The 11538-nt window shown below is 56.4% G+C and carries 17 protein-coding genes; 6 read left to right on the forward strand and 11 right to left on the reverse strand.

Annotated elements, in window-relative coordinates; genetic code table 11:
• Window positions 1-1040: molybdopterin cofactor-binding domain-containing protein (locus tag VGL70_20020; GenBank protein ID HEY3305819.1), on the reverse strand; the 1040-nt coding region annotated here is incomplete at its 3' end.
• Window positions 1041-1062: 22 nt separating this feature from the next.
• Window positions 1063-2199: a cupin domain-containing protein gene (locus VGL70_20025; GenBank protein HEY3305820.1), complete on the reverse strand. Its 1137-nt coding sequence runs from the start codon at window positions 2197-2199 to the stop codon at window positions 1063-1065.
• A 313-nt stretch (window positions 2200-2512) separates the two neighbouring features.
• Between VGL70_20025 and VGL70_20030 the strand changes: the two genes are divergently transcribed.
• Together VGL70_20030 and VGL70_20035 are read left to right on the forward strand one after the other, a co-directional pair.
• A complete protein-coding gene (locus VGL70_20030) occupies window positions 2513-3709 on the forward strand; it encodes a Rieske 2Fe-2S domain-containing protein (protein ID HEY3305821.1) in 1197 nt (398 codons plus the stop codon).
• A complete protein-coding gene (locus VGL70_20035) occupies window positions 3706-4455 on the forward strand; it encodes an SDR family oxidoreductase (protein ID HEY3305822.1) in 750 nt (249 codons plus the stop codon). The genes VGL70_20030 and VGL70_20035 overlap by 4 nt, the downstream gene beginning before the upstream one ends.
• A 116-nt stretch (window positions 4456-4571) precedes the next feature.
• Here VGL70_20035 and VGL70_20040 read toward each other — a convergent pair whose 3' ends face one another.
• A complete protein-coding gene (locus tag VGL70_20040; GenBank protein HEY3305823.1) occupies window positions 4572-4997 on the reverse strand; it encodes a hypothetical protein in 426 nt (141 codons plus the stop codon).
• A 57-nt stretch (window positions 4998-5054) separates the two neighbouring features.
• Window positions 5055-5396 (reverse strand): OmpA family protein, encoded by a 342-nt coding sequence (locus VGL70_20045; protein ID HEY3305824.1) that lies wholly within the window; start codon window positions 5394-5396, stop codon window positions 5055-5057.
• Window positions 5397-5921: 525 nt separating this feature from the next.
• Between VGL70_20045 and VGL70_20050 the strand changes: the two genes are divergently transcribed.
• Window positions 5922-6470, forward strand: coding sequence for an SH3 domain-containing protein (locus tag VGL70_20050; protein HEY3305825.1), 549 nt, complete (start codon window positions 5922-5924; stop codon window positions 6468-6470).
• An 18-nt stretch (window positions 6471-6488) separates the two neighbouring features.
• Here the strand turns inward: VGL70_20050 and VGL70_20055 are convergent, their stop codons facing one another.
• Window positions 6489-6932, reverse strand: coding sequence for a hypothetical protein (locus VGL70_20055; protein HEY3305826.1), 444 nt, complete (start codon window positions 6930-6932; stop codon window positions 6489-6491).
• Window positions 6933-7077: 145 nt separating this feature from the next.
• Between VGL70_20055 and VGL70_20060 the strand changes: the two genes are divergently transcribed.
• The 3 genes from VGL70_20060 to VGL70_20070 all read left to right on the forward strand — a co-directional run bounded on the left by VGL70_20060 (window position 7078) and on the right by VGL70_20070 (window position 8043).
• Window positions 7078-7515 carry a thioesterase family protein gene (locus VGL70_20060; GenBank protein ID HEY3305827.1) on the forward strand — a complete coding sequence of 146 codons (438 nt, stop codon included), beginning with the start codon at window positions 7078-7080 and terminating at the stop codon, window positions 7513-7515.
• Between the two features lie 74 nt (window positions 7516-7589).
• Window positions 7590-7805 carry a hypothetical protein gene (locus tag VGL70_20065; GenBank protein ID HEY3305828.1) on the forward strand — a complete coding sequence of 72 codons (216 nt, stop codon included), beginning with the start codon at window positions 7590-7592 and terminating at the stop codon, window positions 7803-7805.
• Window positions 7795-8043 (forward strand): hypothetical protein, encoded by a 249-nt coding sequence (locus VGL70_20070; protein HEY3305829.1) that lies wholly within the window; start codon window positions 7795-7797, stop codon window positions 8041-8043. The genes VGL70_20065 and VGL70_20070 overlap by 11 nt, the downstream gene beginning before the upstream one ends.
• 57 nt (window positions 8044-8100) lie before the next feature.
• Here the strand turns inward: VGL70_20070 and VGL70_20075 are convergent, their stop codons facing one another.
• The 6 genes from VGL70_20075 to queG all read right to left on the reverse strand — a co-directional run.
• A complete protein-coding gene (locus VGL70_20075) occupies window positions 8101-8859 on the reverse strand; it encodes a hypothetical protein (protein ID HEY3305830.1) in 759 nt (252 codons plus the stop codon).
• 110 nt (window positions 8860-8969) lie between these two features.
• Window positions 8970-9179, reverse strand: a complete 210-nt coding sequence (locus VGL70_20080; protein HEY3305831.1) for a hypothetical protein — start codon at window positions 9177-9179, stop codon at window positions 8970-8972.
• A gap of 47 nt (window positions 9180-9226) precedes the next feature.
• Entirely contained in the window at window positions 9227-9541 is a 315-nt protein-coding gene (locus tag VGL70_20085) for a HEAT repeat domain-containing protein (GenBank protein HEY3305832.1), read from the reverse strand.
• 161 nt (window positions 9542-9702) lie between these two features.
• On the reverse strand, window positions 9703-9948 hold the full coding sequence (locus tag VGL70_20090) for a DUF2442 domain-containing protein (GenBank protein ID HEY3305833.1): 246 nt from the start codon (window positions 9946-9948) through the stop codon (window positions 9703-9705).
• Complete coding sequence (locus VGL70_20095) at window positions 9945-10199, reverse strand: DUF4160 domain-containing protein (protein HEY3305834.1); 255 nt, start codon at window positions 10197-10199, stop codon at window positions 9945-9947. The genes VGL70_20090 and VGL70_20095 overlap by 4 nt, the downstream gene beginning before the upstream one ends.
• A 77-nt stretch (window positions 10200-10276) precedes the next feature.
• The coding region (queG, locus tag VGL70_20100; GenBank protein ID HEY3305835.1) for a tRNA epoxyqueuosine(34) reductase QueG at window positions 10277-11538 on the reverse strand (1262 nt) is incomplete at its 5' end.

Below are 11538 nucleotides of genomic sequence, written 5' to 3' on the forward strand. Positions count from 1 at the left end.
CCGCCCTGGGTCAAGCCGCCGTTCATGTGCGCGCGCGGCGTCGGCTTGAACGAACCGTAGGCGCCGCCGTTGTAGACGACCCGAGCCTCCCGGGCGCACAGGCGTCCATCCTTGGTCACGCCGCTTTTCAAAAAGATCACCGAGGGATGGCGTGGACTGCCTGCCATCAACTCCTCGCTGTAGCTCCGCACGATCTTAACCGGCCGGCCTGACTCGCGTGAAAGATAGAACGCCAAAGGAATGTCGAGCAGATGATCTTTGCCGCCGAATGAGCCGCCCACGGTGACGGGATGAAAGATGATCGTCTCCTTCGGCTGGGACAGGTAATCGACAAATTTGTCCCTTATGCTGAAAGGTGATTGCTGCGCCGCCCATATATGCGCCCGGCCCTCGCCGTCTACTTCGACCAGGCAGGCGACCGGCTCGATGTAGCCCTGGTGCACGATCTGGGTGCGAAAGATGTGCTCGAAGATGTGAGCGGCCGCGGCGAATCCCTGCTCTACGTCTCCCTTGCTGGCGCGTACCACGCTCTGGACGTTGTGCAGCCCGACGGCCTTGGCGCGTACTTCCGCCATCTCATAGGAGTCATAGTCCGGGTGGAGAATCGGCGCGCCGGGTTCCATCGCCTCCAGCGGATCGAAGACCGCCGGTAGCTCCTCGTAGTCCACATCGATCAGGCTCACGGCCTCTTCGGCAACGTCCTTATCGACGGCGGCGACCGCCGCGACTTTGTCGCCGATAAAAAGCACGCGCTCGCGCGCCAAAACCGGAATGTCCTTCAGCCCTTTGCCCACCAGGCGCGGGCTTACATCTCGTGCGGTAATGACCGCGCGCACTCCCGGCAACTTTTTGGCCTTGCCGATGTCGATATTTAAGATGCGCGCGTGCGGCAGCGGGCTCCGCAGCACTTTTCCCCAGAGGGTGGCTGAAGGCGAGACGTCGGCCGTAAAGCGGGTTTTTCCCGTGACCTTGTCTCGGCCTTCGATGCGCGGTAACGGCCTGCCGACGGCGCGCTGTCGAGACTCTGCGCGATTTTTCATTGCGCCCGTGTCAAGCGGCTTTTCAGCCCTGCGTATAGTTCCACTCGAAGCTACGATCTTTATAGGCCGCCTCCGGCATGAGAGGCTGAAGGCCGTTTTTGGCGAGCTCTGCGGCGAACTTCTGCCGGATCGACGGCTCCTCGTCGACGTATTCGATTTGATCTCTGGCGATGTCTTCCACCCTTTCGCCGTAGCCGACCAGACCGCGGGGAGAGTGGAACGCAAGATATCTCGCCGGCGTCGCCCCTCGGTTGAAGTGCTGGTGGAACCATCGGTTCGGCGGCACGAAGACGCTCGCCTCCTGCCACGGGATCACGACTTTCTCCCGGCCCTCCGGCCACATGATCGAGTAGCCCTCGCCGGCGGGGATCACAATGACGACTCCGGGACCGTGGCGATGCGCCTTCTTGTAGGTCTGCGACGGGAACACGGACATGTGACCGCACATGGCCGAGTTGGGGAAGCGCAGGTGGACCACGTGACTTCCGGCGCCTCTGCCGGTTTGCGCCTGCAGGTTTTCCCACGTGCTCATGTTGGGGAAAAAGTTGCCGTACCAGAAATTACGGTGCGAGCGTTTTTTGCTGTCCGGCAAATCCGGGGAGCTTTCGGTGGGCCTGAAAGTTTTCGCCTGCGAGTATAATTGGGCCGCTTGGCCGTTCGAGAGATCCGCGCTGCGATAGGGGTTGTTGAAGAAGAATTCCGGCTCCGGAATCGTCGTCATCGCCAGCGGCAGATAATTGTAATGCAACATGCGCGCGGGCCGGTCGCCTTGCATGTTGCTGAGCTGATGCGTGGCGTTGCGGGGCAGCAAAAACATGCTGTGCTTCTGCCACTCGAAGCTCTTCTTGGGGCCGCCCTCTTCGCCCCAGACGGTTGTCAGCCCGCGGCCCTCGACGACATAGACGATCTCGTCCATGGCGAACTTGAGCGGCGGCAACGTTTTCCCCGGAGGGATCTCCGTCACCCTCGCCTCGCTGACCTCTTCCTGTCCGGCCAGGACTAAAAAGGCGCCGTAGCACTCGCGCGCCTTCCACCAACCCAGATCCAGGGTCCTCATATCCGGGACATAGTATCCCCGGTGGATCGGTATACCCTGGGATTCGATCCAACGATCATACGCGCTGACCATGCTCCAAAATTCAGGTTCTTTTGCGGCCACAAGGCACCTCCAACGGCTCGATGCAATTTGTATTTTCTTTTTGGTTGCGGCATGGCCGCTTGTGTGATTCGTTTGTTTATCGCACAGAGGCATGGTTTTCAAACTAGAGCTGCTGAAAAAAGAGTTTTCGTGCTTCGACGGGCTCAGCACGAACGGAAAATCTCCAACGATTCAACACCCGCCCCGTTCGCCCTGAGACTTGTCGAAGGATGAACAGGGTTTTTCAGCAACCCACTGCCCTCGCGGCTTGGTTTGACAGCGTTTTCTCTGTTCTGTTAAGTTTTTTTCGTCTCGGCATGGGAGGCGGAATTCTATGATGACCGAAGAACAAAACGAGCTTCTGAGCCGCACCGGACCGGGAACACCGTGCGGCGAGATGCTCAGGCGCTACTGGCTGCCGGTCGGTCTCACTGAAGAGATAACGGCCGGCGGAAAACCCAACCAGATCAAAGTCATGAGCGAGGATCTGGTGCTGTTCCGCGATGATCTCGGGCGGCCGGGCCTATTGGCTCTCAACTGTTCTCACCGGCTCACCTCATTGGCCTATGGCCGAGTCGAAGACGGAGGCATTCGCTGCGCGTTTCACGGCTGGCTCTACGACATCGAGGGGAAATGTCTGGAGCAGCCCGCCGAGCCCGACCCGTTCGCGGATAAAATTCGCCACCTCTCCTATCCGTGCCGGGACCTTGGCGGATTGATCTTCGCGTACCTGGGGCCGAATGAGAAGATGCCGCTTCTGCCTCGGTACGAGGTCTTGATTCGGGAAGATGGCAGCCGGAAAGCCGACTGCTATCGGATCAACAGCAACTACCTGCAAAACGTCGAGGGCGCGGTGGACACCGTCCATTTTTCCTATCTGCACATGGACCGGTGGTCGAAGGTGAAGCACAAGCTCTCCACCTTGCCGAAGCCGAAAATAGAGTTCAGGGAAACCGACTACGGTATCTGGCAGAAATCGCTTCTACCGGACGTCAGCCGCGAGGTCACCCAGGTGGTCTACGCCCACTTCTTCATGCCGGCCGGTTTTATGAGAATTCAGGAGAGTTTGAACAGGAAAGTCGGCGTGCAGAAATTTCAGTCGTGGTACGTGCCCATCGACGACGAACGTACGATGCGCTTTCAGGCAGGATTTACTCCGCAGGGCAAAGACGGCAAGCTCTACGCCTGGCCTGCCGCGCATGACTCGACGCCGCCCGGGCCCGAGAACGAATATTTCCGGGACTATGAGAACGCCGATACCATCTCGGGCATTCCGGTGAACGCGCCGGGGACCGCGGTCAAGGGCTTTCTCGCGCAAGACAACATGGTCAATGAGTCGCAGGGCGCCATCGTCGACCGCCGCCGCGAGCATCTCGGCGCGTTCGACAAGGTGCTGAGCGCCATGCGCGTCATGTATCTCGTCGCGATCGACGACGTGCGCAAGGGAAAGGACCCGAAGCACATCTTTCGGGATGACGCTAAGAATCAGATGGTCCGCATCGGCGGCGATGAAGAGCAGGAGTCGGTGTGACGCGGTTTGCCGACAAGGTAGCTCTGGTCACCGGCGCCGACGCCGAGATCGGCCGGGCCATCGCGGTCGCATTCGCGCGGGAGGGCGCCGCGGTCGCCTGTTGTTGCCGCGCCGCGGAGCAGGGACGCGAGACCAGTCTGGCGATAGAGCGGATCGGCGGAAAGACAGTTTTGATAGAAGGCAACGTGGCGCGCGAGCGCGATGCGGAAGCCGCGGTGAAGAGAGCGTTGGATGAGTTCGGCCGCCTCGACGTGCTGGTCAACTATGGGGCTGCCCGCCGCGTCGTCGGAACGATCATGGAGATATCGGATGAAGATTTTGCCGAGGAGATGGACGCCGACTTAAAGAGCGTAATCGCGCTCTCGCGCTGCGCGATTCCGGCCATGGCGAAAAACGGCGGCGGCGCGATCGTGAATCTCTCGTCCCTCGCACGCTCGGGCGTCAAGGGGCGCGCGCTGCGCTCCGCCAGCAAGGCAGCTCTAAGCTCTTTAACGCGCGCGATGGCCCTGGACCATGGACCTCAGAACATTAGGGTTAACGCCGTCCTGTTGGGGCCGACGCTTACTTCCGAAATGGCGCGCAGACCCGAACAGATGAAGCTGCTGGAAGAGGAATCGGCGCTGAAAAAACTCCACACGCCGGAGGACGTGGCGGCGGCGGTGCTGTTCCTCGCCTCGGACGACGCCAGACGCATTACCGGAGTCTTGTTACCGGTCGACGCCGGCAGGTCTCTTCCAAGATTCTAACTCCCCTTTATTCTGTCTCTGGAATTCAGACCGTTTTACCGTGCGGGGAGCGGATTCCCGTTTAAAATGGAAATTCCTAAGGCAGGTCAAACAGGGAATCGAGATGGAAAGATTTTTTATTTCGCGGTCGCCGCTGTCTTGGCGGCCGCCGCGCCGTCGGCGCTATCCGCGGCGATTGTGCTGGATGTGCCTTGTGCCGCCTGTGAAGTCCCGTTGACAAAAAGCTTAAAGCCGCCCCAGCCGAATTCTCCGACGGCAGCCCCCGTCCCGGCATCGTAGAGGTCTATCAACATGAACTTTTCAGGATGCCCGGCCAGATAGTGCGAGAAAATCTCGACGAATTGCTCCTTGTCTTTCAGATCCGCTTTGTTGAAGCCTTCTCCTACGTAGAGCTTGTGCGGGCGACGAGTGCCGTCAAGGCGGGTCCAAAACTTGTAAGCGTCTCCCTGAAGAAGATCCAACCATTCCTTAAACTGCGCCGTTTTAAGTTGCCAGGCTTTGAAGTCCTGGCCGTGAGAGAAGGAGGGCGACAGCAGGAACAAGAGGAAGAATCCGACGACTGTTCCTCTCATTCCCGTCTGTCGCCCCATAAGAACTCCTTAGCGTACTTTTATCTCGACCCGCCGGTTCTTCGCCCGGCCTTCGGCGGTCTTGTTATCGGCAATGGGCTTGCTCTCGCCGAATCCTTTCATCGTGATCCGGCTCGCATTAACGCCGCGCTTGGTCAGGTAGTCCTGCACCGAAGCGGCGCGCCTTTCCGATAATCCCTGGTTGTATTTCTCCGTGCCGACCGAGTCGGTATGGCCTTCGAGATCCACCCTCTTGTCCGGATTCTCTTTGAGGAATGCAATCAGGCGATCGAGAATCTTGGCCCCATCCGGCTTGATAGCGGTCTTATCGAAATCGAATAGGACGTTGTCCAAGATAATCGTCCGCTCCACTTTTGGCGCCGGCGGTGGCGGTGGTGGCGGCGGTGGCGGTGGCGGCGGTGGTGGTGGTGGCGGTGGAGGAGGAGGCGGTGGCGGTGGCGGTGGTGGCGGCGGTGGCTTTGGTTCCTCGGTCAAGAGATAGGCCAGCACGCCGCAAATTAGAGCGCCGGATACAAAGCCGATCGCAGCACCTTTGGCCGAATTGATGCCTCCGCCATGACCGCCTATTTGCGGGCCGGCGGCGCCGGCTCCCGCTCCAACAACGCTACAGATGCCCGCTCCGATAAGCGCATTCTGCTGCCTTCGGGTCATGCCCGCACAGCTGCTCACGAAAAAGACTAATGCCACCAGGACAGCTAACCTAGCCTTCTTCATCGCTACCTCCCTCTCCAGATACAAAATTGTGCTAATTTATTACAAAAAGGAGTTGGCTTGTCAAGGGAAAAATATGCCAAAAGGGGACAACGAAATACCCGAAATTGCCGGGTTAAACGTTATCTGCTAGCCTGAATAGTCGCGAATTCTCTAGGAGGGATCATGATCATACGGTCCAATCGGCTCGCTATAGCCCTACCCCTCGCCACACTCCTATTCACGCTTTCAGGATGCGAAAAGAAAGAGCCGCGCCAACCTGAGGCCAACGTTAATGCGGCGGAACAGACCCAGCCTTATACCACAACGCAGGAGGTGCGGGTGCGGAGCGGGCCGGGAACTCGATATAAGATCGTCGCCGAAATTAAGAGCGGCACCCTAGTCAATGTCGCGGGGCGGGAGAAGGGTTGGCTCAAGGTCGTCTCGAAGCAGGGAAATCCTCCCGGGTACATCGATGAACGATTTGCCAAACCCGTCGCTGTCCCATCGCGAAGCTCCGCTCCGCCTGCCCAAGGGGTATACACCACGATTGCGGATGCCGACGTGAGAGAGGGGCCGGGCTTGCATTACAAAGCCGTCTCCAAAATTGAAAAAGGCAAAGAGGTTGATGTCGTTGGCGGACAAGGAGATTGGTTGAAGGTGCAATCCAGGCATGGCAGACCTCCAGGCTATATCGAGAAAAGATACGCCGAGCGCGCGCCGACTAATCGGTAGAAAAGCCCGAAGGACAATTCACTTCTGCGGAATGATCTCGGTAAAACCGGCGACTGAAGCCGATACTTCGAAATGGCCGTCAGGGCGCTCGGGCAAAGGAGACTGAGGCCGATAGGTAAATGGCTTGCTCCCACCCGAAGGGACGTCTCCTTCCACCGTGCTGTACACGGCGTCGCCGGGACTTTGCTCGCCCGGGTGCATCTCGTTGTTCCAGAGCCAGGTATAGCGGATCAGCAGTTGCACATCCCGGATGGTTCGGGGAGATTTGTTCACCAACTCTCCGGAAACCACACCGTCTTTGACCGTTAAATTACGGAGCGAAACAACCTGAGTCGCCTGTTCCTGAGACATCAATGTCGCCGAGCGCGCGGCATCCGGCTGAAATTCTATTCCCGCGAGAAACGCCGAGAGCACCGCGAACACGACCCATTGCGCCGACCGTTGCTCGAAACGTGCGTTCATAGCGTCATCCCCCTTTCATCACCTCGAAAGATTTAATACCCCTGAACCCGCATCAGTCAAGGAGCCTGCCGTTAACCCCTGACAGAGTTACGTTGCTACTACAAGCGCCGTTGTCCTTCTCGCCGTAAGAGGATAAACAGAGCCTATGCAAAAAAATCTAGCTTCGTATCGCGTCATTTACGGCGACACGGACCAGATGGGAGTCGCCTATTACGCCAACTATCTCCGATGGTTCGAGATGGGAAGGACCGAACTGATGCGGCAAGTAGGCGTGCCCTACACTGCCGTCGAAGACGCCGGACTTTTCTTTCCGGTCAGGGAGGTTTCATGCCGCTACCTCAAACCGGCGCGGTTCGACGACGAGCTCACCGTCGAGACTACCCTCGCCGCGCTGGGCCGCGCGACGCTCGATTTCAGCTACAAGATCGCGCGAAAAAACGACGGACAAGTCCTGGCCGAAGGCTGGACGCGCCACGCCTGTGTGGATAGAAGAGGAAAGGTCGCCAGGATCGCGCCGAAGTTGGAAGCGGTCTTGAAGGCCGCGCTGGCGCAAACACCTGATACGGATACAAAGGGCGCGTGATACGACCCTTTCCAATTTAGCCTGTTGCAGGCTATTCTAGGGTTGTCGGGAGCGCCTAACGGAGGAACAGCGAAATGAAGACTTATCGAGGAACCGTAAGAGGCAATACCGTGGTCTTGGAGGAGAAGCTAGACGTGGAGGATGGCCGCGAGGCGCTTGTATTGGTCAAGGCATCGGAGGATGAGGAGAAGGAGATCGTTCAGCGTCAGAAGGCTATGCTAGCGAAGGGGTTCGAGATGGGGAAGCTGCTTTATAAAGAGCGGGGGGAGCTGCATGGCCGTGGAAGATAAGCTCATTGATACAAATGTCCTTGTTTACGCATATGACGTATCGGAGAAGGGAAAACACGCAATCGCCCGCAGTTTGTTGAATGAAGTTTGGGAACATGGCGGCGGCGTGGTTGCCCTTCAAAACCTGTCTGAGTTCTTTGTTGTTGTAACCAGAAAAGTCCAACGACCTCTTTCCGTCTCAAAAAGCCCGGACTATTATAACCGACATTCTCCGCTCTTCTCGCTGGCTTGTCATTGACCGTCAGATAGGAACTATGTTGAGGGCAATCGACCTGGTCGAGGAGACCGGCGCGCCTTATTGGGATGCGCTCATCGCCACTTGCATGCTGGAGAATGGAATAAATACCATGCCCGATTCTCGACTCTCGTACTTTATAAGAGCAAGTAAGATAACCTCGTAAGCCATGTTCTTGGCAATTCTGGCGTACTCTCGCAGGGCTACGGGCCTGTGCGACCCTTGATCAGAGGCCAAGTTATACAAGGATCTGACTATATTCCAATCATAATCGGCGAGGAATCCGACGCTCTTGAGATAATCAAAGGCGGCGTGTTCGCCTGTCGTTTCTGCAATTTTTCCGTCTTTTCGGTTCTCAGACAAAGCTTTTGCAATCGTCTTGAAAACTTCGGAAACTAAGACGCGGACTCTATCAATACAAGTCGCATATTTCGTAGGAGTAAACTCAGCTTCATCAAAGTGGCTGTCGATTTCCCTAATCAGGGAGACAATAGGCCCTTGACCAAGCTTTGCTTCCCACAAATTTACGACTCTATCGCAGTCGGTGTTTATTTCTGGGTTAATGTCAGCAAGTTGCTTCTCGATGATTTTTAGTCTTGCTACATTAAGTCGGTCTTTAACCCAAGAGCCATATTCCCTAGTTCCACGGAGTAAATTCTCGATGTAGACATAGGTTGCGTCATCCAGACACTCGTATTCGTGAGTGATTATCAGCGCGAGCATTCCCATCGTGTTATCGAAAGCAACTTCGTCGTCACCTCTTAGCGCCAGGAAGCTGGCTTCTACCGCTTTTTTTAAGGCATCGATTTTATACAGCACGAAAAATATCAAATACCCGATTGAGCGGTACGGGGATGCCTTGGTCAAATGTGAGGATAGGATTGATCTGAAGCTCTCTTTTTCGTCGGGCGGCAAAGAGGAGAACAGTTTTAATAGAACGCCCGCATTTTTAGATTTAATAGTGCCAGCTTGGCTTCTATTATAGTAGCCAACAATTCGGGGATCTTTCCAGACGTGCTCCAGGTACCAGGTAAACCAAAATCAAAGCTCCCCAACCCGCCGCGAATACGACCGTTAGCTTGATAAGCTCTTTTCTCTTCAGTTAAAATGATCTCTATCTTGTCGTTTAGAGTTGCCATTGTGATCTCCGCCGCTATCTATTGAAAGAGATATCGCGCGTGGCTTCTTAAGGGGCCTGTTTTAGGGCGTCGTCTATCTCCTCTCCCACTTCAGCCTCCGATTCAATCGACTGATGCCTTCTCAGCGCCTCCAATGACTCCGGCGTGCCGATCTCTCCCAACGCCCATGCGGCGTGGCCGCGCACAAGCGGCTCGTCGTCTTGCAGCGCATCGATCAAAGCAGGAACGGCTTCGCGACTCTTTAAATTTCCCAGGGCGACGGCGACGTTGCGGAGAAACCCGCGGCGTTTGGCGCGGAGAATCGGGCTGCCTTTGAAACGGCGGCGAAATTCTTCGTCGGTGAGAGAAAGCAGCGGAATCAAGTCGGGAGCGTAGAGGCCGTCGCGCGGCTGAAATGATTCTTCGCGCGTCGGCTTCGCCTTGACGTTGTAGGGACAAACCTCCTGGCAGGTATCGCATCCGTGAACTCGATCATCAGATAAGAAATGCAGCGACGGGCGGCAAGTATAGATACTGCCCTTATCTACCCCGTTTTCCTTACGTCAGCAGATTTAATCATGCCATCAATCGAGAGATCTTCATCCAACTCCGGCCAATGGATACCATACCCAGAGGGAGACACGACAAAATTCATCTTCGTTCGCTCAGCCGCCGAAGCGAGCCTTTTCGAATAAACGCGGAGATCAATCCGGAAATCCTTTCCGTCAACTTTCATCAGGAGATAATGTTTGTTAAAGCGAACGTTGCCTATCTCATGATATTTCTTCAACGTTTTCTCCTCTCAAACTTGTCCCATTCGCTCTCGATGTAGTCAAAGTACTCAAAGATGATTTTTTTGACTTCCCTTTTGTCCGTCCCCGTCATCCTGTAGCTATAAGCTTCCTGCACACCAAAATTGCTCCTATCTAGCCAATATTTACACTCCTTTTCGGCCTTTTGGCAATGGATGTGGATGGGCTCATCGGCCTCGTTGGCATAGAAAAAGAAGCGCCACCCACGGATAAAGAGAATTGTCGGCATCCATCAACCTACGAACGATCCCAGATTAACCCAAATCATCTGCCCTATGTGAACAGAGCCTAAATTAGGCCGCTCGTTCAGTGGCCGTCAAGCGTGGCCTGAGTTATCGCCTCTTCGATCTCTTCTTTCACCTCACCATCCGATTCAACCTCTAATCGCTTTGTCAGCGCGTCTAGCGATTCCCCCGTACCGATCTGGCCCAACGCCCAGGCCGCGTGCCCGCGCACCAACGCATCTTCGTCTTGGAGCGCCTGGATCAAGGCCGGTACGGCTTCGCGGCTCCTCAAATTTCCCAGGGCGACGGCGACGTTGCGGAGAAAACCGCGGCGTTTGGCGCGCGTAATCGGGCTGCCTTTGAAACGGCGGCGAAATTCTTCTTCCGTTAGCGAAAGCAGCAGAACTAAGTCGGGAGCGTAGAGACCGTCGCGCGGCTGAAATGATTCTTCGCGCGTCGGTTGCGCCTTCACGTTGTAGGGGCAAACCTCCTGGCAGATGTCGCAGCCGAAGATGTGATTGCCCATGAGCGGCCGCAGATGGCGCGGTATCGGGCCTCTCAGCTCGATCGTGAGGTAAGAGATGCAGCGGCGCGCGTCGAGAACGTATGGACCGACGAAAGCGCCGGTCGGGCACGCCTTGAGGCAGAGATCGCACTGGCCGCAGCGGTCTTTGATCGCGCGGTCGTAAGCCAGCTCGATACTAAGAAACAGCTCGCCGAGAAAAAACCACGAGCCTTTTTGCGGCGAGATCAGATGCGTGTTCTTGCCGATCCAGCCGATCCCTGCGGCTCCGGCTATTCCCCTCTCAAGCACCGGCCCAGAATCGACGAACGCGCGCCCTTCGACCGGTCCGGAATGAATTTTCCTGATTGTCTCCAATAACAAATCCAACTTTTGTTTGACGAGATCGTGATAATCGTCGCCCCACGCATAGCGCGAGATCCATCCCTCGGCGCCTGCCGGGTTCTCAGGCCTAGGCGGCGGCGTGAAATAATTCATTCCCACCGAGATCACCGATACCGCCCAGGGAACGAGCTTCTTCGGATCGCGGCGCAGTTCCTCGGTCCGGTTGAGATATCCCATCTCGCCGCCGAGACCTTTCCTCAGCCATTTTGCGAACGATTCTTCGTGAGCGGGAACTGCGACAGGTGAAATCCCTACCAGCTCAAAACCGACGCGCTGCGCCTCTTCTTTGATGATCGCCGACAATACCGTTTGGTCCGTAAGCTTTTGAGACTTCATCATCTGTTTATTGTCGTCATGCCGGAGAGCCGCCTCTTTGCGAATCTGCGCCACTTCGCCTCCTCTCCCTCCGCTGGAGGGAGAGGATAGAGGTGAGGGTG

It is taken from the genome of Candidatus Binatia bacterium (assembly GCA_036504975.1).
Lineage (GTDB): Bacteria > Desulfobacterota > Binatia > UBA9968 > UBA9968 > JAJPJQ01.